The sequence below is a fragment of the Ruegeria sp. YTSC106 genome, assembly GCF_059609765.1.
Map to the genome: position 1 here is coordinate 45,049 of NZ_JBXWMI010000004.1, position 24,047 is coordinate 69,095.

21 protein-coding genes are annotated in these 24,047 nt (G+C 55.2%); 5 read left to right on the forward strand and 16 right to left on the reverse strand.

The genetic code is table 11. The annotated features are described in order from the left end of the window. Positions 1 to 63: 63 nt before the first annotated feature. Entirely contained in the window at positions 64 to 387 is a 324-nt protein-coding gene (locus AC2FEB_RS06760) for a 2Fe-2S iron-sulfur cluster-binding protein (protein WP_117869348.1), read from the forward strand. A 164-nt stretch (positions 388 to 551) separates the two neighbouring features. Beyond that, entirely contained in the window at positions 552 to 1,130 is a 579-nt protein-coding gene (locus tag AC2FEB_RS06765; protein WP_496883924.1) for an FG-GAP repeat domain-containing protein, read from the forward strand. A gap of 763 nt (positions 1,131 to 1,893) precedes the next feature. Here the strand turns inward: AC2FEB_RS06765 and AC2FEB_RS06770 are convergent. The 6 genes from AC2FEB_RS06770 to AC2FEB_RS06795 form a co-directional block, all read right to left on the reverse strand. Further along, on the reverse strand, positions 1,894 to 2,571 hold the full coding sequence (locus tag AC2FEB_RS06770; protein ID WP_496675053.1) for an aspartate/glutamate racemase family protein: 678 nt from the start codon (positions 2,569 to 2,571) through the stop codon (positions 1,894 to 1,896). A gap of 7 nt (positions 2,572 to 2,578) precedes the next feature. Beyond that, positions 2,579 to 3,301 (reverse strand): ABC transporter ATP-binding protein, encoded by a 723-nt coding sequence (locus AC2FEB_RS06775; protein ID WP_117869351.1) that lies wholly within the window; start codon positions 3,299 to 3,301, stop codon positions 2,579 to 2,581. Between the two features lie 3 nt (positions 3,302 to 3,304). Beyond that, on the reverse strand, positions 3,305 to 4,087 hold the full coding sequence (locus AC2FEB_RS06780; RefSeq protein ID WP_496675051.1) for an ABC transporter ATP-binding protein: 783 nt from the start codon (positions 4,085 to 4,087) through the stop codon (positions 3,305 to 3,307). Beyond that, the gene (locus AC2FEB_RS06785) at positions 4,084 to 5,055 is read right to left on the reverse strand and encodes a branched-chain amino acid ABC transporter permease (RefSeq protein ID WP_496883991.1); all 972 of its coding nucleotides are present in this window, start codon (positions 5,053 to 5,055) and stop codon (positions 4,084 to 4,086) included. Before AC2FEB_RS06785 ends, AC2FEB_RS06780 begins: the two co-directional genes overlap by 4 nt. Before the next feature lie 19 nt (positions 5,056 to 5,074). After that, positions 5,075 to 5,944 (reverse strand): branched-chain amino acid ABC transporter permease, encoded by an 870-nt coding sequence (locus tag AC2FEB_RS06790; protein ID WP_299896066.1) that lies wholly within the window; start codon positions 5,942 to 5,944, stop codon positions 5,075 to 5,077. A gap of 94 nt (positions 5,945 to 6,038) precedes the next feature. Continuing rightward, a complete protein-coding gene (locus AC2FEB_RS06795; protein ID WP_205511943.1) occupies positions 6,039 to 7,226 on the reverse strand; it encodes an ABC transporter substrate-binding protein in 1,188 nt (395 codons plus the stop codon). 230 nt (positions 7,227 to 7,456) lie between these two features. On the opposite strand from AC2FEB_RS06795, the gene AC2FEB_RS06800 reads away from it, so the two are divergent. Then, positions 7,457 to 8,170, forward strand: a complete 714-nt coding sequence (locus AC2FEB_RS06800) for a GntR family transcriptional regulator (protein ID WP_496675048.1) — start codon at positions 7,457 to 7,459, stop codon at positions 8,168 to 8,170. 140 nt (positions 8,171 to 8,310) lie between these two features. Here AC2FEB_RS06800 and AC2FEB_RS06805 read toward each other — a convergent pair whose 3' ends face one another. After that, the gene (locus AC2FEB_RS06805; protein WP_496675047.1) at positions 8,311 to 9,228 is read right to left on the reverse strand and encodes a recombinase family protein; all 918 of its coding nucleotides are present in this window, start codon (positions 9,226 to 9,228) and stop codon (positions 8,311 to 8,313) included. Between the two features lie 297 nt (positions 9,229 to 9,525). After that, positions 9,526 to 9,855, reverse strand: a complete 330-nt coding sequence (locus AC2FEB_RS06810; protein ID WP_496675045.1) for a hypothetical protein — start codon at positions 9,853 to 9,855, stop codon at positions 9,526 to 9,528. Between the two features lie 23 nt (positions 9,856 to 9,878). Between AC2FEB_RS06810 and AC2FEB_RS06815 the strand changes: the two genes are divergently transcribed. Both AC2FEB_RS06815 and AC2FEB_RS06820 read left to right on the forward strand, forming a co-directional pair. Then, positions 9,879 to 10,751: a plasmid recombination protein gene (locus AC2FEB_RS06815; RefSeq protein ID WP_496675043.1), complete on the forward strand. Its 873-nt coding sequence runs from the start codon at positions 9,879 to 9,881 to the stop codon at positions 10,749 to 10,751. 144 nt (positions 10,752 to 10,895) lie between these two features. Further along, complete coding sequence (locus tag AC2FEB_RS06820; protein ID WP_496675041.1) at positions 10,896 to 11,237, forward strand: hypothetical protein; 342 nt, start codon at positions 10,896 to 10,898, stop codon at positions 11,235 to 11,237. A gap of 204 nt (positions 11,238 to 11,441) precedes the next feature. On the opposite strand, the gene AC2FEB_RS06825 is transcribed toward AC2FEB_RS06820, so the two are convergent. The 8 genes from AC2FEB_RS06825 to AC2FEB_RS06860 all read right to left on the reverse strand — a co-directional run bounded on the left by AC2FEB_RS06825 (position 11,442) and on the right by AC2FEB_RS06860 (position 23,988). Further along, positions 11,442 to 13,241, reverse strand: a complete 1,800-nt coding sequence (locus tag AC2FEB_RS06825; protein WP_496675039.1) for an NAD(P)-binding domain-containing protein — start codon at positions 13,239 to 13,241, stop codon at positions 11,442 to 11,444. Between the two features lie 148 nt (positions 13,242 to 13,389). Further along, a complete protein-coding gene (locus tag AC2FEB_RS06830) occupies positions 13,390 to 15,129 on the reverse strand; it encodes a sigma-54-dependent Fis family transcriptional regulator (RefSeq protein ID WP_371415298.1) in 1,740 nt (579 codons plus the stop codon). Positions 15,130 to 15,593: 464 nt separating this feature from the next. After that, complete coding sequence (locus tag AC2FEB_RS06835; RefSeq protein ID WP_496675037.1) at positions 15,594 to 17,528, reverse strand: DUF3604 domain-containing protein; 1,935 nt, start codon at positions 17,526 to 17,528, stop codon at positions 15,594 to 15,596. Positions 17,529 to 18,038: 510 nt separating this feature from the next. Continuing rightward, on the reverse strand, positions 18,039 to 19,538 hold the full coding sequence (locus tag AC2FEB_RS06840) for an AMP-binding protein (protein WP_496675035.1): 1,500 nt from the start codon (positions 19,536 to 19,538) through the stop codon (positions 18,039 to 18,041). Continuing rightward, the gene (gene sauS, locus AC2FEB_RS06845; RefSeq protein WP_496675033.1) at positions 19,535 to 20,938 is read right to left on the reverse strand and encodes an acylating sulfoacetaldehyde dehydrogenase; all 1,404 of its coding nucleotides are present in this window, start codon (positions 20,936 to 20,938) and stop codon (positions 19,535 to 19,537) included. Before sauS ends, AC2FEB_RS06840 begins: the two co-directional genes overlap by 4 nt. A 61-nt stretch (positions 20,939 to 20,999) precedes the next feature. Beyond that, complete coding sequence (locus AC2FEB_RS06850; RefSeq protein ID WP_117869363.1) at positions 21,000 to 21,962, reverse strand: tripartite tricarboxylate transporter substrate binding protein; 963 nt, start codon at positions 21,960 to 21,962, stop codon at positions 21,000 to 21,002. A gap of 47 nt (positions 21,963 to 22,009) precedes the next feature. Further along, on the reverse strand, positions 22,010 to 22,480 hold the full coding sequence (locus AC2FEB_RS06855; protein WP_117869364.1) for a tripartite tricarboxylate transporter TctB family protein: 471 nt from the start codon (positions 22,478 to 22,480) through the stop codon (positions 22,010 to 22,012). Then, the gene (locus AC2FEB_RS06860) at positions 22,477 to 23,988 is read right to left on the reverse strand and encodes a tripartite tricarboxylate transporter permease (protein WP_496883925.1); all 1,512 of its coding nucleotides are present in this window, start codon (positions 23,986 to 23,988) and stop codon (positions 22,477 to 22,479) included. The genes AC2FEB_RS06855 and AC2FEB_RS06860 overlap by 4 nt, the downstream gene beginning before the upstream one ends. Positions 23,989 to 24,047 lie beyond the last annotated feature (59 nt).

A 24,047-nucleotide genomic window follows, 5' to 3' on the forward strand; every position in this document is an offset into this window, starting at 1 on the left:
TGGAAAGACCTAAATGCCTTCACTAAGGAAGAAATCGAACATCGCAAAAGGAAGACGCACGCAATGGCAAAGATCACCTATGTCGAGCACGGCGGTACCGAACATACAGTCGAGGTCGCCAACGGACTGACCGTCATGGAAGGGGCCCGTGACAACAACATTCCCGGCATCGAGGCCGATTGCGGCGGCGCCTGCGCCTGCTCGACCTGCCATGTTTACGTCCATCCTGACTGGATCGAAAAAATTCCGGCAAAGGATGACATGGAAGAAGACATGCTGGACTTTGCGTTCGAGCCCGATCCGGCCCGCTCGCGCCTGACCTGCCAGATCAAAGTCACGGATGCGCTAGACGGGCTGGTCGTTCAGATGCCCGAAAAACAAATCTGATGTACAACAAGGCGCCGTGGCTGCCCCGCTGCTTTTGGCAAAAACGGGCGCGCGGCGCTTTCTTACCTTTTGGACTTTGGCTCACGCTGCCACTAGCTGGCACAGCAGATACCATTAACGACGCCCGCTTCACAGAACCAACCACTCGTTACGCCCATGGCGTCTTGGGTGACACTATCGAATATGGCGCGCTGGAATTCACGACCGGCAATACGGTCGTAACTGTTCGCCTGCCACAGGATCGCGTGTTCGAAGACATCGCTCCGCGCTTGGCAGACGTCAACCGAGATGGTGCACGCGAAGCAATTGTCGTTGAATCCCACAACAAATCAGGGGCTCAACTAGCGATCTACGACGCCGCCGGAGAAAAGATCGCAGCCACGCCTCATATCGGAACCCGCTTCCGCTGGCTCGCCCCGATTGGGGCCGCCGACCTGGACGGCGACGGGCATATCGAGATCGCTTACATCGACCTCCCTCACCTGGCCAAAACATTGCGTATCTGGCGCTTCAAAGACGGCGGGTTGGCAGAAGTCGCCGCTCTGCCCGGATTGACCAACCACAGGATCGGTGAAGATTTCATTTCCGGCGGCCTGCGCACCTGCGGCGACCGCCCTGAACTGATCGCAGCCAGCGCCGACTGGTCGCGGATCGTCAGCGTCTCCTATGACAACGGCTGGATCAAATCTGACCTGGGCCCGTTCAAAGGCCACAAAAGCCTAGCCCAAGCCCTGAACTGCTGATCCGCCTCTTCATCTGGCCAAAAACACCCTGGGGGGGGCGGTTGAAAGGAAATCGTCCAGTGGACGATTTCGACCGCGAACGCGCACAGCGCCGGGAGACCGCAAAACCAAGGGGGCAGCGCCCTTAGCCCGTTCGTTAGTTGTACTTTCAGTTGTGGTCGAGAAGTTGTCACCCTGATTGTGATCTATCGGGCATTGCCCAAGCGCGAACGTCAAAATCGGGCCTTTGCAGCTGTCCAAGAAGTATTCGTTCGCTGCAATGCGGCTTCCCGAAAGCAGCCATTCGCGCGTCACCAAAACCCAGACCAAAAGCTGAAGGACATACCCCAAAGAAGCGCTTGCTTTGCATCTTAGCGTGCCTCCCTACCCGTTCCGAAGCGCGCCAATACAAAGACGCACATCTTGGTCGCTCTGAACTTTGCAGAACCGATATTTGAAAAGTAAACAAGATCCTGAAGCGGTTCGGATGGCCAGCCGATGTACAGGAAGTCAGGTTGAAATTTTTGAAATCCTGATCGAACAAGCTCGCCGGTTTGCTAATCAGCTTGTTTGGCACATGTACTGAAACACATCCTTCGGGCATGCAAAAGCTAAGTTAGATACGATCGAGGTTGCGAACATGATCCGAATGAAGCAATTCGATATACCTTGGATCCCTGGATTTTTCCAAATTGCTGGTGTTGTGGGAAATCTGTGTCTGGCGGGCGGGTATTTTCCGCACTTCGATAATTTGCGACACAACGCAAGTTCCCGATTGTGATGATCAGGCATAAGAACAGAGCTTCGACGTTGTTAGTTTGGCTTTGACCAACGCCTCCGCGAAGGTGACAGCACATACAACGCCATCAACAACCGGCAAACCAAATTCCTCGGACAAATGCGACATCAAGTCTGTCATCCCAGCACAACCCAAAACAATGGCCTCAGCCCTGTCTTCATCAATCGCGGCCCGAATCTCGGCCCTGATTTTGTCGACGGTGTTCGGGTCGTTTTCCTCAAGTTTTAGAACCGGTACGTCTGATGCGCGAACACGAACGCAACGGCGGTCTAAACCATAGCGCAAAAGGTTCGATTCCAATCCTGCAAGGGAGCGGGACAATGTCGTGATGACGCTGAACTTTGGACTGATCATCGACGCCGCGTGATATGCGGCCTCGCCCACACCGATAACCGGAGCCGATGTGACACAGCGCACCGCATCAACACCGGTATCATCAAAACAAGCGACAACAATGGCATCAGCATCCGGATGCTCTTTAACAACGTCCAACAATCCAGGCACGCAAGTGGATACATCCAGATAGCCTTGGATACTAGCCGGACCATCTTGCGAGTTCGTGGCAATGATCTCAGTTTCCGGATCCGCAACAGCCCGGGCCGCCGCCTCAATCTTTCGGGTCATGGAACTGGTGGTGTTGGGATTGACGACAAGCAGTTTCACAACATCCTCACACTTCTCCGCCAAGATAGGCGGCTTTGATCCGGGGATCGGTCAGAAGTTCCTTGGATTTTCCAGAAATAACGACATTACCGGTGGTCAGCGCGTAGGCCCGGTGCGAAATCGACAGCGCCATGCGCGAGTTTTGTTCGACCAGCAGCACAGAAACACCCTCATCGCGATTGATGGCCACGATCGAACGGGCGATATCCTGCACTAGTTTGGGCGCGATGCCCAGCGACGGCTCGTCCAGCAACAAAAGGCGCGGTTTTGCCATCAACGCACGTCCGATGACCATCATCTGCTGTTCGCCACCCGACAGGGTGCCGGCCGATTGGGAATAGCGCTCTTTCAGCCGTGGGAACCGTTCCAGGACCGAATCCAGCGTTTGCTGGATGCCTGCTTTGTTCGACCGGGTGAACGCCCCCATCAGCAGGTTGTCTTTCACAGTCATATAGGGAAAGACACGGCGTCCTTCGGGCACCATTGCAATACCTTTGGATACGATGTCTGCCGGATTGGCACCGTCAATCTGTTCACCCTCAAAAGAAACCGAGCCGGCCTTGACCTGAGCCAACCCTGTGATCGCCCGCAGGATCGAGCTTTTGCCCGCACCGTTGGCGCCGATCAGCGCAACGGTTTCTCCCTGCTCCAGATCGATCGACACACCTTTCAGCGCATAGACATGGTCGTAGTAGAGCTCGACATCCTTGAATTCCAACATCTTTGTCATGGCTCAGATCCCGATCTCGTCATCCGCGCTGCCCAGATAGGCTTCGATGACCTTTTCGTTGTTCTGGATTTCCCCAGGCGTCCCTTCGGCGATCATTTCGCCAAAGTTTAGAACCACAATCCGGTCAGATATATTCATCACCGCAGGCATGTCGTGTTCCACCAACAGCACCGTAACACCCCGGTCATCGCGCACTTTGCGCACCAGATTGACCATTTTCATGGTTTCGTCATGGTTCATCCCGGCAAAGGGTTCATCCAACAGCAGGACCTTGGGATCAGTGGCCAATCCAATGGCAATTCCCAGCGCCCGCAAGTTCCCTTGTGGCAGGTTCGAGGCCTGCTCATTGGCGATCTCGGTCATGCCAAGGAATTCGATCAGATCGTCGGCATATTGGCCAAAGCTGTCGACATCCTCATGCGCCATCCTGGTGCCCCAGAAATACCCCGCCAATGAGGCGCGGGCCCGCAAATGCTGCGCGACGATGATGCTTTCGCGCACGGTCATCGACTTGAAGATAGTCGTTTCCTGAAACGTGCGAACGACCCCTTTACGCGCCACCACATGCGGCTTCAGGTTCGAAATCCTTTCGCCCTTGAACAGCACCTCCCCCGTTGTTGTAGGCAAAAAGGACGAGATCATCTTGAACAGCGTGCTTTTACCAGCCCCGTTTGGCCCGATCACCGACAGGATCTCATTTTCGTTGACATTGAAGGAGATATCGCTGTTGGCTGTCAAACCGCCGAACTTCTTGGTGACATGGCGGACTTCCAATAGATGACTCATTTGTCGGCCCCCTTCTTACCGGGAAGGCGAAGGCTCAGCAGGCCGTTTGGCAGCACCAACATCAGGATGATCAGCAAGCTGGAATAGGCCAACAATTGGAAGCGACCCAATTCAAACAGCAGGTCCCAACCGAAATACAGAACCAGCGTGCCCAGCATTGGGCCAAAGACATATCCCAAACCGCCCAGGAAACAATTCAGCATGAAGTTCACGCTGTCGGCGACCTGAAAGCTGGAAGGGTAAACCGACTGTGCGATTGAGCCGAACATCGCCCCGCCAATACCGCCCAGAAAGGACGAGATCGCGAACACGATGACCCGGATGTACGAGATGTTGACGCCGATAGAACTGGCCAACTCCTCGTTCTGCTGCATCGACCGACACAGATGGCCAAGCCGCGAATTCGCCAGCCGATACATGGCGGCAAAGGTCAGCACCATCAGCACGCTGGCGGCGTAGTAGAAGGCAAGCCTTGGGTTTTCCAGCGTCGCGAAATCCGGGATCAGGGTCAGGCCCAGAACCGACACCCCTCCGGGCAGCGGGATCGAGGTGATACCCTTGGCCCCATTCGTAATTGGCAACGCCAGCGCGGTCAGGGTGACCACCTGCGTCAGCACCAGTGAAATCATGGCAAAGTAGACACCGCGCAGGCGCAGGATCGGAACCCCGATCACAACCGCCACAGCGGCGGCGAACAGCCCCGCCAGCGGCAGCGACAGCCAAAAGGACATACCGGCCTTGGTCACCAAAACGGCTGAAACATAGGCCCCGATCAGGGCAAATGCCCCCTGACCGATATTGATGCGCCCGATATAGAAAGTTAGCCAAACTCCTGCGCTGGCTATAGACAAGAGCGCCACCGAGGTCAGAGTATAATACAGGTCGGACCGCCCCGATGCCGTGATAAAACCAGGTATTGCGATGAAGACGGTCAGCAGGAAGATAGCCAAGCCGACCCATTGGATCATGTTGAGTTTCGGCACTGTGTTATCCCCACGGTTTGCCCATCAGCCCCTGCGGACGGATGGCCAGGAAAATCATCAGCGAGACGAAAATCAGCAGATAGGTGATATCGCCATACTGCGAGAGGACGGCCAGACCAATGGCTTCGAGAAAGCCAAGGATAATCCCGCCCGCAATCGCGCCTGAGATCACACCCGCACCTCCGATCATCACCATCATGAAGGCTTTGATCGAGGTCGGTCCGCCCATGCCAAGATTAACGCCGGTGATCGTCACCAGCAATCCACCAACCAGACCGGCCAGCATGGCACCCAGGGCGAAACCGATCATCGAATACCGGGCGACGTTGACCCCCATCAACTGCGCCGCCGTCCGATCTTGCGCCAGCGCGCGCAGCGCTCGGCCAGTTTTGGAATACTGCATGAACAAGATAAACGAGATGATCGACAGGATGGCCAAAACGCAGATCAGGATGCGATCATAGGGCATGATCAATCGGAAATCCCAATTGAAAACACCGTCGACGATTTTGGGAACACCGCGTTGCTTCTCGCCAAAGACCAGCAAGATGATCGCATCGAAAAAGAACGCCAAACCTGCCGCCAGAAGCATTGTGCTCTCCTCGCGGGAAGATCGACGTATGACCGGCGCAAACAGAAAACGCTCAATCAATGCGCCAAGCACTGCAAGTGTGATACAGGACGCCAAAAGCGCCAGCACAAACGGCCAGCCCAGCTGTCCGTAAAACGTATAGGTGACAAAACCGCCAAGAACATACATCTGCCCATGGGCAAAATTCAGCACGTTCATCAGGGCGAAAATCAGCGTCAATCCAAGGGCGATCATCGCATATTGCGCGCCCAGATAGATGCCATTTGCTAGTATCTGTTCCATGAGTATCCCGCGTAAGGTTCGGGTATCCCAGGCTGGAGATCAGCCCGGGAGGTCAGTGGCTCGGTAGGCTTTTGCCTTGGTTGGGAGTATTGCCTCAGTCGACTTCAGCGACAAAGAGCGTTTCAAACGCACCGTCCTGATAGACATTGACGACCAGTGGAACGGCAATCTGACGCTTTTGTCCGAACGACGTCGTGCCCACATAGCGCATCTTGGCGTCGCCCTTCATGAACGGATTGGGGGCCTCGAACGTGTCCATCGTGGCTTGGAACGCCGCGACATCCTCGATACCAGCCGGGTTCGCATTCAATGTCGCCAGAATGTATTCCAGCGCATAGACTTTGGTGTTGGACTCGTCGTTATATTCGCCGAACATATCAGTATAGCGTTTGACGAATTCCTTCATGTCATCCGATGCGATCTCGGGCGTTGACGCGCCGCCAACCGAAATGAACCCATTGGCCAGATCGCCTGCCCCTTCACGCAGAACCGTCGCATCCTGCGCGGTTTCGGTTGAGATGATACCCTGGAACCCGAGCTCGCGCGCTGAACGGATCAGCTGCGGCGCATTGGCCGGGGAAACGCCGGACAGAACCAGCAAGTCCGGCTGCGTGCGCATAACCGGGGTCAACACCGGCGTGAAATCGGTGGTGTCCACCTGATAAGTCACGTTGTCGGAAACAACCTCAAGCCCCAACGCCTTGGCCGCTTCGATACCGCCATCCCGCTGGCTCAGCGGATCGGACTCGTTCGCGGCGACGAAAGCAACAGACTTCACGCCCTTTTCATCCTTGAGGTATTTATAGATCGCGGGACCGGACTGATAATTGGCAACCATACCTAGAACGGCATTCGATGCGGGGGCCGAGTACAGCTCTTTCGGGAAGGCATAGGGGAAATACATTATCCCTTGCGCTTCGGCGACCGGACGCACCGCTGCGGCACCGTCATCCACGTTGGGGCCGACCACATAGTGGATACCTTCTTGCGCCATCTTTTCCATACCGGCGATGGCGCGCTTGGGGTCTTTCTGATCGTCAAACGAGACGATTTCGATATCGTAGGTGGTGTCACCAATTTTGTAACCACCAGCCTCATTGATCCATTCAGCTCGCGCTTCCATCGAGCGCTGATTGGAAATGCCCCAGGCCGCCGCCGGACCAGAGGTCACGCCAACAAAGCCTATCTTAAGGACCGGGTTCTCGGCCCAGGCGGCCGATCCAAGCACGGATGCGGCCAGCGCCAAAGCAGCCGATGATTTCATCAGAGTTCTGCGTTTCATTATTTCCTCCCTACTGAGGTATCGGCGCCTCTTTCGGGCGCTTGCAAAAATAGACTGTTTCATCGGTCGAATCCCGGTGAACGCGTCAAGTTCTGCATTGTTAACAATTTCTGTCAACACTTTTTGTTGTGCGCAATATTGATATTGTCAACAAAACTCCGATATATTGTAAGAAGAAAGCCTTACAGCTATTAACAAATTTCAGGCCTACCCCACTGGAATGAAACGAGATGACGGACGAATCTGAAGACAAGCTAAGCACCCTGCGAACCGATCCTGATGAACAAATGATCGTTGATCGGATCTATTCTGCGGTGATGGAGCAGAAACTGGCTCCCAGAACCAAGCTGAGCGAACTGGCATTGTGTGAGACCTTCGGCGTCGGCCGAATGCGCGTGCGCCGCGCGCTGTTGCTGCTAAGTAGCCAGGGGATCGTCGATCTGCGTTCCAATCGTGGTGCGTATGTTGCCTGCCCCAGCGCCGATGAGGCCCGCGAGGTCTTTGTTGCCCGTCTGATGATTGAAACTGGTATCGTGCGAGAACTGGCGCGTGGCATCAGTGATGAGGGTGTTCAAGCCCTACGTGCGCATGTCGAGAAAGAAGAGATTGCACGAAATGATGATGACAGGACTGAAATGATCCGTCTTTCAGGTGCCTTTCACGTCGAACTGGCGCGATGTCACAAGAACTCGGTTCTGACCCGCGTTCTGCGAGAGTTGGTCACCCGCACTTCACTGATCGTTGCCCTGTTCGGATCAAACCGCAATGCCACCTGCCCGGATGACGAACATACTTCGATCATTGACGCGATTGCAGATGGCCAGCCGCAAGCGGCCGAAGACGCCATACGTCACCATATTCTTCATGTTCAGAATTCGCTGGACCTCGAACAAACCCAAAAGACAGAACCTGATTTGGCGAAGATATTAAGCGGGCGAATGTAACTCGCATTTGGGGTCGTGCCGCAGGATTTTTTGGCGTCGCTCGTGGGCACACAATCTGCGGCATTCAATCATCTCGTAACCTTCAGGGCGCTTCATTGCACAAGATCATCGTATAGCTCTAAATTGGCCGTGCCCCACTTTCAACTGATCGAACGTTTGATAACTTGAATGTCCGCTTCTAACTCAGTGCCTGGCGATTTATGCGTCAGCAGCGAATGTCTTCTTCCCGCCCGTTTCCTCGCCCTCACTCTCAACAGGGGACAACAACGGGTTCGTCCTCGGAGCTGCCACCCAACAATGCCCCGCTTCTGAGATGCATCTCGGCTTGCAACCCGTTTTGCGCTCCCTTTTCCGGCATCAGCGTGATCTTGTCGATGAGCATCGCCAGATATCCCTGCGCTTCCTCGAGACGGATTGCCACGGATCGTGGAGCCATCCCACGAGCCACCCTTGGGCGCCGGGATACGGTCCTTGTTGAGGCCTTCGGCAATCGACTGCGCCGAATGACCGGTTGCAAACTCTTCGAAGATACGGCGCACAATATGCGCCTGATCGGGATTGATCTCCCGGTTGGTGCCGGTTTCTACCTCACGCTTTCGGTAGCCGAACGCACGGGTGTGCAAGCGCTGCCGCGTGAGCGCGCCCTGCATGCCGCAGCGGGTATGATCCGAGATCTTCTGGCTGAACATCTGCGCGCCAAAGCCCGCAAAGAGCACCTTCATGAAGTCCTGCTCACCTTCCTGGATCGAATGCAGCTTGATATTCTGGAGCATGAAGAAGTCGTACGTGCTCAACGCATCTTTGACTTTGCGTGTGAGACGGTCGATAGCTTCTACCACAACCACATCAAAAGACTGAGCTGCCGCTGCCGCCTTCATCGCCTGGAAGCCCGGACGACGCATGTCTTTGCCTGACTTCTCTCGGCCCTCAAAGATATCAACAATCGTCCAGCCCTGACGCCCGCAGAAGCGTTCCGCCATGGCAATTTGATCTTCGATCGAGGTGGCTTTCTGGAAGTCTGAGCTATGGCGAGCATAAACGACGGCGCGGAGAGTCATGGCGTATCCTTGATGGGGTGGTTCAAATTGGCGCCGGGTTGCGACGCGATGGCTTGCACTTAGGCGCGCGCCAACAGCTTGAGCAGACCGCGCAGGGCGATCTGTGTTTGGGTGCTTGCACCCTGCGGCGCGTTGGCGGCCTGGGCGGTGAACTGAAGGGGTGAACGGCCCATGTCGGGTCCCTGTGTTGGTGTCTGCCGAGAGTGGCAGTCGGAACTTGGGACCGAAGGTATTTTTGAAAAAACAGTTTGGATGCTTTGATCCGAAAGCGCCATTGCGCTTCCGGATCGTTGCTGGTCAGGTCATATCTTGGCCGCGCAGCGTCAGCACGATTTGCTCGGATCGACGCAGTCGGCCAAGTGTTTGCAGGGTTGTGCGCAACGAGATCAGGGGCTGGATCTTGCTCTCCAGATCCCGCGCCTTCGGCTCCAGCTTTTCGATATGGTAGCCGCCGCGCACGTGGTTCTCATCCGAGATAAACTCGGTGCGCCGTCGAGTATCGACAACTTCGATCAGCCCCATCAGCACACACTCCAACGCATCAAGGTCTCGCGCAGAGAAAATCTTCTCCTGGGCTATCCGCACCGCAAGACGGCGCGCGGCATTGGCACTTTGTATGACGTGCAACGCGTCATGGTCCTCTGCGTGAGGTGATCATCACAGCCCACAAGGACTGCTTTGCAGCGTTTGATCACGACAACATAGATCACCTGTTTGGTGAGAGTCGCCAGGACCAATTTGAGCAAGCGGCTGTGGCGTGGCTCAAAGACAGCTTTGGAGATGATGTCATTCTCGCACGGGCTGATCTTGATGAGACCACCTATCATATCCACGCGGTTGTGTTGCCGCGCTCACAAACCAAAGACGGGCGCAAGATGCTGCAGCCATCGGTGCATCCGCTGATCAAGGATTATGAGAAGGCGCAGGACAGCGTTGGAGATTGGTTTGCAGAGCTTGGATTGAAGCGCGGAGAGCGGCGCAAGCAGGCATTGCGAGACGCGGTGCATCAGCATCGCAATGATCAGACATCAAGCGCCAATGAGAACGAGGGACTCGCGAGCTTTCCGGAGTATGTGGAGCACGTTAGCCCGCGCAAATGGCGGGAAGAGAAAGAATGGCAACTGACAGAGCGTGAAGCCCACGTAGGCAAACGCGAGAAACAAGCCGCGACCGTGATACAGACCGCAAAGGCCGTCGCGGAGGGCGACCCCAAAACGCTGGCGGAGATGACGCAGCCTAATGGCAAATCCTTCGCCGCGCGCTTGTTTGGAAGAGCATTTCTTGCATTGCGCATAAAAGCCCGCGAGGAGGCATGGCAGGAAGCCCAAGCTGAGGTGCAGGCGGATTTTGAAGAGATCAAAGCGGCGGATAACGCGATTGTCGCAGCGTCGGCATCCCTTCCGGACCGCGCGAAGAAAGAGATCATCAAAGCGCGTCGGTCACTGGTGGGGCGCATCACGACACTCCAGCGCGCGATCAATAAATGGCACAAACCAGGGCAAAACAAGGATCCCGAGGTTTAAAGGTGTCAAACTCCCCTCAAACTTTTTTCTCGCTAAAGACCAACGAACATACGTTATGAGTGTCGGTGGCGGCGAGAAGCCCCCACCGGCTTTCACAGGGAGCAAGTGCTCTCAAAAAACTATGTTAAACAAGAGGGACTTCTCATGAATCTACTGACAAACCTCTCCTCGACGCAATTTCGCGCGCTCGGAATCATTGCAGACATCGGCAAAGCGCAAGCCGAGGACACCGCAAAAATCATGGAGGCCTTTGCGGATACGCTGCCTGCATTCCTTGAAGCCACGACGGAAGACGATGCCTTCGGGCGCAAAGTCTTCGTGCTCTTTGAAGCCGTTGCCAAAATCGGCGCCGAAAAAAAGATACAGCGTCATCCGCTGCGCCCAGCAGGCATCGACCAAGAAGTCGAGAAACTGCGGGGGGTTAAAAAAGAGCAAGCCGAAGGTGATGGCAAGACCAGATCCGGAACCCAAGGGGTAAGCGGCTAAAGGCACCCAAAACGAACAGAAAAAGGGCGCGGATCAAACCGTGCCCTTCTTCAATGTGTTTTTTTTGCAGCTTTGGCTGTTCAGGGTACTCGCAGTGTCTAAAGCGGACCTTCACGTCGCCCTCCTCCAGAGTCGGCAATGCGGACAAAGCGGACTTTCAAACGAAAAAAAATGAAAGTCCGCTTATTGATTGTAGCGCATGCTTTAACTGAGGTGATGCACTTCTTGAAAGCCGTAGACCGGCGTCGGGATACCCTCCATCCGGGCCTTTATTTGAAGCGCCAGGAACTGTGAATAATGCCGGGACTGATGCAGGTTTCCACCATGCATCCAAAGGTTTGGAACCTGTGTCGGCTTCCACATATTGCGTTGCTCGCCTTCCCAAGGCCCCGGGTCCTTGGTTGTGTCAGAGCCTAGACCCCAACATTTCCCAAGGCGATCTGCCATATCCTGGCCCATCAGGTCCGCGACCCAACCGTTCATCGAATTATACCCGGTCGCATAGACCACCAGATCGGCATCCAGATGCGTTCCGTCATCAAGGATAACTCCGGTTTCATCAAGCGCAGTGACCTGACCGCGTTTCAGTTTGATCTCGCCATCAATGATCAACTGGCTGGCCCCGATATCAATGTAATAGCCCGATCCGCGACGCAGGTATTTCATGAACAGGCCGCTGTCATCATCGCCCCAATCCAGCCAGAATCCCGCCTTTTCAAGGCCGTCATAAAACTCTTTGTCCTGCTCTTTCATCGCGGCATAAGCCGGAATCTGGAATTCGTGCAGAATGCGATAGGGCAGCGACGCAAAGATCAGATCGGCTTTTTCGGTCGTCATGCCTGACCGCACCGCACGTTCAGAATAGAGATCGCCCAGTCCGATTTCCATGAGGGTGTCCGAGCGGACAATATGGGTTGAGGACCGCTGCACCATTGTCACGTCAGCATCGTTTTCCCAAAGCGCCGCGCAGATATCGTGGGCCGAGTTGTTGGACCCCACCACAACGACCTTCTTACCGGCCCATTTGTCGGGACCTTCATGTTCCGACGAATGCACCTGTTCGCCTTTGAAAACATCCATACCCGGAAAATCAGGCATGCGTTTCTTGCCGGACATCCCCGTCGCCATGATCAGATGTTTGGGCCGCAGCACAACTTCTTCGCCGTCCCGGTCCACAGTGATGGTCCATTCGCCCTTGTCTTCATTGAACGTGGCGGATTTGGCCGTCGTGCGCGTCCAATAGTTCAGCTCCATCACCTTGGTGTACATCTCAAGCCAGTCACCGATCTTGTCCTTGGGCGAGAACACGGGCCAGTTTTCCGGGAACTTGATATAGGGCAGATGGTCGTACCAGACCGGGTCATGCAGGCAGAGGGATTTGTAGCGATTGCGCCAACTGTCGCCGGGCCGGTCATTCCGTTCAACGATGATCGTCGGAACACCCAGCTGACGCAGCCGCGCACCCATGGCGATCCCACCTTGACCACCGCCGATGATGACGCAGTAGGGCTGTGTTTTGTAGCCCAGTTCAGCCTCTTCCTGCGCCCGTTCTTCGGCCCATGTGGACCTGTGTTTGCCCGCACCATGCTTGGCCCCAAGTGGGCGGTTGAACCCTTTGGGCTCTTCATGACCTTTCAGCTCGACCATCGTGGTCAGCAAGGTCCATATCTTGCCATCCTTGAGGCGCAGCAACCCGTAGCCGCGTGCCAATCCGGTTTCGAACTCGATCCATGAGGTGGTTATTCCGCCGTCTTCGGTGGGCACCTCACCTTCGGATACTTTCCAACCGCTCGGTTTGGTTGTGACCAGCTGATGCGAAAGCATATCTGCCACCTGCGCCTTGCCTTCGACCGTTTTGATATTCCAGGTAAAGCTGACCAGATCGCGCCAATAGCAATCGTCTTGGAACATATCGCACGCGGCACTGATATCGCCTTTGGATAAAGCCGCACCGAAGTCATCCAGAAACCCCTGCACCTGATCCGAGAGTGTTGTGTCGAGCATGTGATCCTCCCTATCTCCACGGAGCAGAAGGCTGGCAAATCCGTGACCCTTCGGGCAAGCGGATTTGGTGAATCAACACTTGGTGCGGTCCAAAAACGCCATAGCTTGTTGCGCGCGCAACAAGGGCGCAACACGGGTACGTGTTCGTTTAAGCGGGCGGTTTAAGCCCGGCTTTTCGCATACGGCGCAGGATCGTCGATCGGTTCACACCAAGGCGCCTTGCCAGTTGAGACATGTTCCAATCGCAAGCACGCAAAAGTGTTTCCAGATCATCTGATTCCTGCTTTTGCGTAGGGGCGAGCGCCGGGGCGGGCAAATCCGTTAAGTCGATGATGTTGTCCCCACACAGGGCGACCGAACTTTGCAGTAGATGTTCCAGTTCACGAATATTTCCGCGCCACAACCGTGATTTCAAATCGGCGCGGGCAGCGGTCGACAGGCGAATATCATGGCTGGCAAACCGTCGGAGCAGACGATCAATTAGCCAATCCAAATCCGCACGGTGGCGCAAAGGCGGCAGAGACAATGTGGCCCCCGCAATCCGGTGAAGCAGATCTTCACGCAGACCGCCCTGCAATCCTGCCGGGGGCTGCCGGCATGAGGCGATGATCCTCAGATCAGCGCGCCGCTCAAGCACTGCCAAAAGAGAGGCCTGCGCAGGCTCGCTTAGGTCTTCAACGCCGCGCAGGAACAGTGTGCCAGGTTCGATAGCATGGCAGAAGCTGAATGTCGGAGTGTCGCAGCAGATCACGGTGTGGAAATCCTGTGTCGCGGGATCGGCCATATGGATCGCGCGCGCCAGCTTGGTTTTGCCCGTCCCGCTTTCACCGGTCAGTAAAAGCGGCAGATTTGTCGGCGCAAGTCGGGCAGCCTTGTTCAAAAGTTGCTGAAGGCCCACATCCGGCCCCGCAAAGCTGCCAAGGGCACCAGGCAGAACCTGTTCGCGTTTGCGCAGGGCTGCCGTCATCTGCGGCGTCTGTGGCGCAACGGCATGACCATAGAGCGCGCGCCCATCCTTGAGGTGTAGAACGCGGTCTTCGGACGGTCTACCGCGCATGAATTCGGGCATGTCATCAACACTGATTTCAAGCCAGTCCTGCAATTGCGACCCGATCAGGTGGCCCGAACCGTCCGGGTCCAGTGCACATCGGGCCCCCGAAGTCATACCGATGATCTTGCCGCCTCCGTCCACTGCAACCGCCGCTTCAGGATCGACCTCAAGAAATTCGGGGCTGGCAGAAAAGCGCAGGACCCAATCGCGCCGGGTCGATGCCATCAGGTTTGCCATCTCGACGCGACGTGCGGAATTCGTCACCAATGTCATGGCCAGATTCTGCGATGCCTTAGGCGAGGGTCCACGCAACAAAGACACATCCAGAACAGCCGCAAGTCCACCTTTGGTGTCAAAAATAGGTGCTGCCGTACAAGACAGCGGCGTATGCGTGATTGAAAAATGATCGCCTTGATGAATCGTAACCGGCTGACCTGTAACGATACACGACCCCACCCCGTTCGTTCCTGCCAACTCTTCCGTCCACTTGAATCCTAGATGAAGACCCGCTGTTCTGAGCTCGTCCTCGAAGTTTCGGTCGCCAAAGAAATCGACGCAGACACCATCTGCATCCGCAAGCAGCAGGACGTAGTTCTGCCCTGCCACCTGCGCAAACAGGGATTGCAGCCCCGAACGCGCCGTTGCGATCAGACGTTCGGATTGTTCCAGATGTTCACGGAATTTGGTGTCCGGGAGGATGTGCGCTGGTTCCTGTCGTGAGGGATCCATTCCATAGGTTTCAACACAGCGCTGCCAGCTATCCGCGACAAGTCGGTCTCGCCCTGTATCGAACCCGCTTAAGACACGGTCAATCTCTTTTGAGTGCTGGCGGTCCAACAGCTTCCCGTCCTACAAATCCTTCCTAAAAATAGCATGAGTATAGCTGCGCGCCTATGTTCAATATTCGACTGGCAAACGTTTGGCGCTTTGCCTCGTCAAGCTGACCTTCGTTAATCGCGCAGCATTGGACCCTTTCGGCTCGAAGCTGACGTTGGGTGAATTCCTCCCAATGTCCGCATTGCGGACGAAGCCGCCTTTTGCTCATGCGGCGAGTTTGGTGGTCGCGAGCCCACCAAAAGTTGGAACGAGTAGCGGCACTACAGCGCGATTTCTCGAAAGCGGACGTTCAAATCACTCAAATCGGCCGAAATCCAATCCGGACAATCTCTGCGTCTCTGTGCAACGTCTCGCATGCGGGACAAAGCAGCCATTGGAATACAGCTCTTAAAACGCATCTATCGGATCGCGCAAACATTTGATTAAACAGCAGCCAGCTGCGCATTGGAGAAGGTTCGCTGCGTTTATTGACCGCCCGGAGTATACCAAATCGGTGAGGAATAAGCCCGTTCGGTTGTAACCATAGGCACGTCGTTTGTCATCTGAACTTCAAAGCGTTTTGCTTCATACGCGGTCCATCGTGGAGTTGGTATTTCTAACACCCTAACATAGTAAAAAGCTCTTCGGCTTGGGTCAAAATCAGGGTCTTGCCAGAAGCCAAGCAACTCAGGCGATCCAATGGTATTGGTCCAAGTTGCATTTGCTACGTCTACTGTGTTGCCAACTAACGGCAGCTTACCGTCAGCGCCAAGTTGTCGGTCGTCGCTCCAGGCCACATCGTAGACCTTTTCGCCACGCGTCCCGTCATCATTTAACCAGCCTTTCACAATCTGCACACGATCAAGGTTGCCGCTGAAAGGATCTTTCAGCGCAGCAACGAGGAAGTTTGGCACGCCGTTGTCTGAACGCTTGGGCAAATCGGCGCCCATTGGTACACCTTTCGCATAACCGATATCAGCGGGAAGGCGCGAGTTTGCGTCTTCTTCCTCGAAGTTCCATCCACCGAAAAAGCGCAACATTATTCGCGATCCGGTGGTTCCGTATACTTCACGTCTTTCCAAGGCGTCAAAAATCGCCTCACGCGTATTTTCGGTTGCCCAGACAGCGGCATATCCACCCGAAGCTTGTTGCCACCCATAAATAGTAAACTCCGGGTTTGGGGCTTCGATGACCACGTGCTCCCACCTATTTGGCTCTGGCTCTACACCAGAGTGTTTGCCAAAAAAGTTCTCTTCTTCGACCGCAGCCATACCGGTATGCGCGTCGGTGGATCCAATTTGGCCAACCTTGTAGGGGTTAATACCAATTGTATCTTCCAACATTAGACCGGTTTTATAGGCCTCACGGGAGTATTCATACTGCAACATATCTAGTGTCTTGGCTTGCGTACCGTTGAGATTTGACGCATCCCACGTGTCGAAATCCGCGAACTCGTCGTCGGGAGATAGAAATGGGTGGGCCTCGCTGTCGCCTTTGATTTGTGTAGTCTCAATGACCGGTTCAAACCGTGCACGTAAGGTGGCCATTTCCGCTGTGAGAGGCGTTCCATCAAAGTTTGAAACGCTAAACAAGCGGCCGTTGCTGAGGTTGCCGTTATGTGGAATGGCGAGCACATCACCGCCGGTGCGATTTTCGTACTCAGCCAAATGCGCCCATAAGTCCTCAGGATTCTGACTGTCAAACTGGGAGTAAGGGACAACAGCGTTTGCCATGTCGGCACCATCGCGGAATATCACGTTGCGATGAATGTTATCGCCTCCCTGTGAGGTCCACTCATATCCAATGAGAGCCGAAAAAACGCCCGGTTCATTGTAGCGCTCCGCCAATGCTGTGTACTTTCTCCAAGCGTTTTTTACGGCCTTAGTGCCTTCGAAAGGTGGAGTCGGTTGAGAAAGAGACGCAACGATCTCCATAGCCGTTGCGAAGATCCGATCAGGGTCATTTGTGACCAATTCATCATACCATGCCTTGGCTTGTGGTTGTGATAGCAAGTCCGGGTCACCAGAGAGAAGCTGAGGCATCAGCCCATACATTTCAGCGTGATCCGCTATTACCAGCCAATCCAGCGGGCGTCCTAGCTTTGCTTTAAGTCCATGAGTTGTAGTGACCTCTTCACCGCGAGCAAACCTGAACGCCTCCTCTTGGCTCATACGGGTCATTGTTCCAGCGTCCACCGAAACTTCCGTGTGCAAGTGCGTGTCACCCCACAATACCCGAGTCGGGAAATTCCGTCCTGCATAAGGTGAAAAGTGGTCGGTTTCGAAATTGGCCGTCACATCTTCTTTTGCGGGAAGCACATCTTGCACCTGAGCAGTTGAGCTGTGACCAATTCCAGTTGCAAAGGTCAGTACTGCGAACGCACCTATTCGCCGCGTCCAAGGTTTTTTTGAAATCGGCATAGATCGTCCTCCGCGTTGCAATTCGTTTTGGATTTGCATTCGCCACACCGGACCAAAAGCTGACAACGCAAACACCAACGTTTCTTATGTGAGGATGATGGATCAGCAGCTACGTTGCAAGCACGCTGGGTCTGTTTTAGACCAGCGATGCGGTCATAAAGAGGATTGTGAGACAGTGAATATCGTTGGCTAGCTCATCTAATGTCGACTGAAAGCCGCGAGGTGTTTCCGGACCGGGCGGGGTCCGTTCAACTAAAAACTGAAAGCTAGATTAACTCTGGCGATCATTGCGAAGAAATCGTCTGCTTCGGGCTCAATGCGGTCGTTCGCTGCAACTTGCTTGAACGTCTACTTTGCGGACGAAGCTGATATTCGCATTGTCTGTCTGAATGTCAGCTAACTTTCGCAGACCGCCCTCATAGTCCCGAACGGCGGCAGGTTGAAATGAGTTGTGCGCGCCTCATCACAACTCGTTCTACTCGATGCTTACTTATGTCGAGAATTCAACCCTCACCGCGTCATCTCAGGCAGTTTGATCCTTTGGATCTTACCGGATGGGCCTTTCGGCAATTCTTCCAGTAAATAAACCGTGTCTGGAGATTTGAACGCGCCGAGCTTTTGGACACAAATCTCGACAAGTTGTTCGGACGACAACGTGGAGCCATCACACAATTTAACGGCCGCCTCCACACGTTCACCATAAGTTTTGCACGGGCGAGCAAAAGCGGCGGCTTCAATTACGTCAGGATGCGAATACAGTGCTTCGTCGATTTCACGAGGGGCAATGTTTTCCCCACCCTTGATAATCAGTTCCTTCAGTCGACCGGTGACAAAGAAATACCCGTCGTTGTCGATATGGCCCAAGTCACCTGTTCGAAGCCACCCGTCCGAGGTGAAGGTTTCGCCGGTTGCGTCGGGGTTCTTGAGATACTCGCGCATGACATTTGGTCCACGCACAGCGATCTCGCCTTGCAGATGAGGTGGTAGGGGAATCAGATCAGGCGACAGGATGCATGCCTCATTGCCAAACGCCTTGCCCGGTGAGCCAATTTTGCGAATGCCCGGCGGCAATGGGTTCGATAGTATCTGGGCGGCGGTTTCGGTCAGGCCCATGGTTTCAACAATCGGCACTTCGAAACGGGCTTCGAATGCAGTTTGCACATCGGGTGCAAGCGGGGATGACGCTGAACGGCCGAAGCGTAACCGATCCCGGGTGTTGGATGACGGGGTTATGTCAGAGTGGAGCAGGTGCGAGATGATTGTCGGCACGACAGAGAACCATGTCGCCTTCGCCTCTTCGCACTGGTCCCAAAACTTGCTGGTTGAAAACTTCTCGGCCACCGCCAATGATCCGCCAGAGACCAATGCGCTTATGACCGTTACGCACAAGCCGTTGATGTGGTAAATTGGCAATACGCAGAGACCGCGATCGCTTGGCGTCAACCTGTGGGCCACGGTTGGTGTCCAACCGCCTGCCAACAAGCTCGCGTGGCTGTGCACGACACCTTTGGGGCGTCCGGTTGTCCCCGATGTGTACATTAGCAGTGCGTCGTCTGCAGGCTCAAGCCGGTGTAATACCGGGGCTTTGTTGTCACCGGCTTCTGTGAGCCGAGACATTCTCGTCGGGCTTACCCTTTCGAACAAATTGACCTGGGCCTCGCCGACAAGTGCAATGCGCGCTTCACAGTGATCCAGCGCATATCCTATAGCCTCGTCTCCCGCGACGAGGTTGATCACCGTCGCACGGAACCCGCCGTAAAGCACTCCGTAAAGGCATTCGATTGCCTTGCGACCGTTTGGCTGCAGGATTGCGACGCTCGTCCCTTTATTCAGTCCCAACGCCGTCAATTGTTCCGCAAGTTGTTTTGCTTTGCTCTGCAAATCCGACCAGGTCAGCGCAGGTTCGCCGTCAAAAAACAAATAGGCGTCGCGATCACCGTCGGTGCTTGCCCGGTCATCTAGCCAGTCGCGGACGGTGCCGTTTGGCGGCGTATGATCATCCACCTTCATTCCCCTGCATCCGCCCAGTAATCTGCGAAGATGTCTTCGACGGTGGGTTCGATAGGTGGAATTTCCCGAACGATCTTGGTGGTTTGAATGAAGTGCTTCCAATGCAGGTTCTCATCAATCGCATTGCCCCCCCAACTGCCGCATCCCATCGAAAGCGAGAAGGGCATGCCGTTGTTGAATGAGCCACCGGTCGCGAAAGTGTGCGCCTGATTGACGATGACACGGCAGGTTGGCATCAAGGCACCCAATGCCACCGCGCGCGCGTCATCTGCGGTGTGAATGCCGATGGAATGTCCTGCCCCTTGATAGTCCAGAATGCGCGCCGCGATAGCTCGCGCGTCCTCGTAGTCCTTCGCGCGGTAAAGCGCGGCAACGCGGCTTAGCTTTTCGCCGGACAGCGGATGATCCGGGCCGATGCCTTTGGTTTCGACCGCAAGGAACTTTGTGTCTTCGGGCACCTGATCAGTCAGACCTAACGCCGCAATCATCTTGTCGGCATCCTGCGCGATGACTTCCCGGTTCAGATGGCCGTCGGGCCAAAGCTTCGAAACAATCTGAGCTTCGTCTTCCACCAGCGCCCCACCTTCATTGGCGAGCGCCGCAATGAAATCCTCATAGATCGCGTCCACAACGATCATCGAGTTTTCAGACGAACAAGAAGTTGCGTTGTCGAACGTCTTGGAAGCGGTAATTTTCTGAGCAGCAGCCTCCAGGTCGGCGGTCTCGTCAACGATAACCGTAACGTTGCCTGCGCCCACGGCTACAGCGGGTGTACCGCAGGTCTGGGCGCGATGGACATTGTTCTGGCTGCCTGTGCAAATCACCCGGTCGCACAGCTCCATCATGGCCTGAGTTTTGACCTTGGAGCCGGGCGCTGGGACCATCTGAACCAGATCATGATTCAGCCCCAGCTTGTCAAATTCGGCATGAACGTTGGACAAAAGCAACTCGCAGCTGGCCACACCTTTGGGCGAAGGGGCAACAACCACCGCGTTGCCACACTTCAATGCGTTAATGATGTTGTTGGCAGGCGTGGCTGCAGGGTTGGTCGAGGGCACCACAGCGCCCACCACCCCGATGGGGCGCGCGATTTCGGTGATGCCGGTGGAGGCGTCGTTGCTGATAATCCCGTGCGTTTTCACGCCCTTGATGTCGCGCATCAAGCCAAGTGTCTTGCGATGGTTCTTGATGATCTTGTCGGGCACATTGCCAAGCCCGGTTGTCGCGACCGCAAGTTCGGCCAAAGCCCGATTGCGAGAAGGCTCCATAATCGCCCAAGCGGCAGCTTCGGCTGCGCGGTCATAGCGCCTTTGGTTAGCACCCGTCTCGTAAGCTTTCTGAGCGGCGCGCGCTCGAGCCACAACTGTGCTCAATTGAGCAATATCATCATGTGCATTCATCGCGAAATTCCTATGGAAGAGGATAGGGCGCGGGTCGCCCTATCCATTACTCTGCCACTCGTTAAAGACCTGCCAGAAGCTCTTTCAGTGTTTCCTGACGCGCAGCCCACATTTCCTGAACCTCTTCACGGGTCATAATGTGCATGGGCGAACCGCCTGCTTTCATTTTGCCCGCCACACGCGAGTTCTTGAACATCTCGGGTACGGTTGCGGCCAGTTTGTCGATGACCTCTGGCGGCGTTCCTTTGGGCACCATGACACCGCGGAAGTTCACGCTGGCGTTGTCGATGTCAAAGCCCTGCTCTTTTAACGTCGGGACGTCAGGCAAGAACTCATTGCGTTCCAGATCAAACACGCCAAGGATTTTGACGTTGCCCGCTTCCTGTGCACGGAATGCGTCTGACAGATTATTCACGCCGCCCATGACGTCACCCGCTATCACAGCTTTCATTGCTGCCGCACCGCCGCCTTTGGTCGGGATATATGCCATTTTAACACCTGCTTCTTTCTCAAGTTGCAAGGCGGCAATGTGGTGTCCAACAAACAGACCTGCCCCAGAGAACGTCAGTTTCCCGGGGTTTTCCTTGGCGTAGGTGACCACGTCCTCCATGGAGTTGAACGGGCTGTCCTTGGCCACCACAAATACCGCGGGGTCAGCGCCCCAGTTGGCGATCGGTTCAAAGCTGTCCGCCGAGTATTCGACACCGCCCTTAATCGACTGCGCAATGAAATGCGGAATGTTGTATGCCCCGAGCGTATAGCCATCAGCCTCGGCCTGGGTTGCAAACCAGTTCCAGCCAACCCGCCCACCAGCGCCGGGTTTGTTGATGATCGCAATGGGCATACCAAGCGCATCTTCATTGCCTGCCGTCATGGTGACAATGCGGGCCTGGAAGTCAGTGGCCCCGCCAGCACCATAGCTGACCATCATCATGATGGGGCGTTCCGGGTAATCCTCGGCGATGGCCATGCCACCGGTCAGGGACATTAGCGCCAACGCGGCGCCTGCCAGTAAATGTTTCATGTTAGATCCTCCCTTGGATTTTTGATCGCCGCTTTGCGCGGTCTTTTTCAGAAAAATATCTCTCGCGGTGTGTAGACTTTGAGCAGCAGGGCAAAGAGCCCGTACATCACCGCCAGAAACCCTGCGGTGATGATCACGCGCTTGACCCAGGTCTTGGCTTCATCATGTGGCGCCGGGTCGTAGAAGCTGAGAAGCAAGAAAAACGTGATCGTACCCGCGGTGTAGAAACCCAACGCCTTGGCGGCCCAGAAAATGTAGACAAGCGCGATGGTCAGGCCTGGCAGAAGCCACACGAAATCTTTGCGCGAAACGCCATTTCCCACCTTTGTCCAACCAAGGATCGCTTTGACGAATGTCCACAATGCCAAGACGACGAAGACGGTCGAAATCAAACGCGGAAACAGGAAGGCTTCGGCAGGCTGTTGCGTATAGCTTACCCATGCCACCCACATCCCGACCGCCGCAATAATGCCGGACGCCACAATGTGTTGAACGCGTGGAAGACTGATTTGGCTCATCCCATGATCTCCTCTTTAGAGGTGTAGCGACGGCTGCGAAGTTCCATCCAGACTGAATAAGCAATTGATGCAATCACGATGGCAATTAGGACGATGTTCAGCGTGCCAGTCAGGAAATAGCTCGCCATCCCGTCAGTGGCTCCGGCAATCATTGACCCTTGGATGAAATTTGCTTCGGCAATCGGGCCAAGGATCAGGCCAAGCACCAGCGGCGCGGGCGAGAAGCCGAAGCGTTCAAGGAAGTACATCATAACGCCCAATGCGGCCATGACGTAAACGTCGCCCATGCTGGACTGGACCGAGTAGCTGCCGAAGACGGCGAGCCCCAGAACAACGGCCGCCATGACGCTTTGCGGCACCTGTGCAACCCGGGCGGCAAGGCCAGCCACATAAAGGCCGAAGATGCACATGAGCACCTGACCGATCAGCATCGAGTTGGTAAAGGTCCACGCCACATCCGGATGATTGTCAAAGAGATCGGTGCCCGGAAAAATTCCGTGGATCAGCAGACCACCCAGCAGCACTGCTGCCGTGGGCGAACCAGGGATCGACAGCGTCAGAAGTGGCACAAGGCTTGGGCCGACCATGGCGTTGTTCGCGCTTTCTGCTGCGATCACACCTTCACTGTGGCCCTTGCCAAATTTATCGCGTTCCGGGCTGAACTTTTTGGTTTGGTCATAGGCGACAAGACCTGCGATTTGACCTCCGACGCCTGGGATAAGCCCAATGACCGAACCTGTGATGGTACCAATGCTAAGGGCGCGAGGGCGGCGCAGAAGCTCGCGCACCGCATCCATGATCGAATGTTTCTCGACCTCGATCACTTCAGCATTTGCTGCTTTGCGGCCTTTTGCGAACATGGTCAGTACTTGAGGAATGGCAAACAACCCGATGAGCGCCGCAATGATGTTGATACCGCCACCCAATGCTGGGTGAAAAATAAACCGCTGCGCGCCCATGATGTCGTCAAATCCGATGGTCGCAAGCCAGAGGCCGATGCAACCGGACAGAAGGCCCTTCACCACCGAAGCGCTGTCCAGCGAACCGATTACAGTGACGCCAAGGATGGCGAGCCAGAACAGGTGACTGGGACCGAATGCCAGCGCCCATTGCGCCAGTACGGGTGTCAGGAAGATCAACAGCAGAACACCAATCACGCCCCCGACTGCCGAAGCTAGGAAGCTGAGCTGCAACGCTTGCGCCCCTTTGCCTTGCTTGGCCATGGTGTGACCGTCCAACGTCGTTGCGATGTTTGCAGGTGCACCGGGAATTTTAAGAAGGATGGCGCTGACCGCGCCACCTGCCACTGTGGATGTATAGGCCGCTCCCAAAAGGATCAGTCCCTGAACGGGTGCCAGGTGGAAGGTGAAGGGGATTAAAAGGGCCACTGCCATTGTCGGTGATAGTCCGGGGGTTGCCCCCAAAATCAGCCCACCAATCGTCCCCAAAAGCAACAAGCCAAAAGAGATCGGTGTGAAGACATCTCCGAAGTAATATAGGAATTCCAAAGTTCCACCTGATGGTTTTCTCACGTTGACATCACAGGCTAAGAGATGAAAATAGTTTT

Coding starts and splice junctions, on each gene's coding strand:
- AC2FEB_RS06855 (WP_117869364.1), bottom strand. CDS start 22,480: ATGAGCCAAATCAGTCTTCCACGCGTTCAACACATTGTGGCGTCCGGC.
- AC2FEB_RS06800 (WP_496675048.1), top strand. CDS start 7,457: ATGACGGACGAATCTGAAGACAAGCTAAGCACCCTGCGAACCGATCCT.
- sauS (WP_496675033.1), bottom strand. CDS start 20,938: ATGAATGCACATGATGATATTGCTCAATTGAGCACAGTTGTGGCTCGA.
- AC2FEB_RS06820 (WP_496675041.1), top strand. CDS start 10,896: ATGAATCTACTGACAAACCTCTCCTCGACGCAATTTCGCGCGCTCGGA.
- AC2FEB_RS06790 (WP_299896066.1), bottom strand. CDS start 5,944: ATGGAACAGATACTAGCAAATGGCATCTATCTGGGCGCGCAATATGCG.
- AC2FEB_RS06795 (WP_205511943.1), bottom strand. CDS start 7,226: ATGAAACGCAGAACTCTGATGAAATCATCGGCTGCTTTGGCGCTGGCC.
- AC2FEB_RS06805 (WP_496675047.1), bottom strand. CDS start 9,228: ATGACTCTCCGCGCCGTCGTTTATGCTCGCCATAGCTCAGACTTCCAG.
- AC2FEB_RS06825 (WP_496675039.1), bottom strand. CDS start 13,241: ATGCTCGACACAACACTCTCGGATCAGGTGCAGGGGTTTCTGGATGAC.
- AC2FEB_RS06850 (WP_117869363.1), bottom strand. CDS start 21,962: ATGAAACATTTACTGGCAGGCGCCGCGTTGGCGCTAATGTCCCTGACC.
- AC2FEB_RS06775 (WP_117869351.1), bottom strand. CDS start 3,301: ATGACAAAGATGTTGGAATTCAAGGATGTCGAGCTCTACTACGACCAT.
- AC2FEB_RS06785 (WP_496883991.1), bottom strand. CDS start 5,055: ATGATCCAATGGGTCGGCTTGGCTATCTTCCTGCTGACCGTCTTCATC.
- AC2FEB_RS06835 (WP_496675037.1), bottom strand. CDS start 17,528: ATGCCGATTTCAAAAAAACCTTGGACGCGGCGAATAGGTGCGTTCGCA.
- AC2FEB_RS06840 (WP_496675035.1), bottom strand. CDS start 19,538: ATGAAGGTGGATGATCATACGCCGCCAAACGGCACCGTCCGCGACTGG.
- AC2FEB_RS06780 (WP_496675051.1), bottom strand. CDS start 4,087: ATGAGTCATCTATTGGAAGTCCGCCATGTCACCAAGAAGTTCGGCGGT.
- AC2FEB_RS06760 (WP_117869348.1), top strand. CDS start 64: ATGGCAAAGATCACCTATGTCGAGCACGGCGGTACCGAACATACAGTC.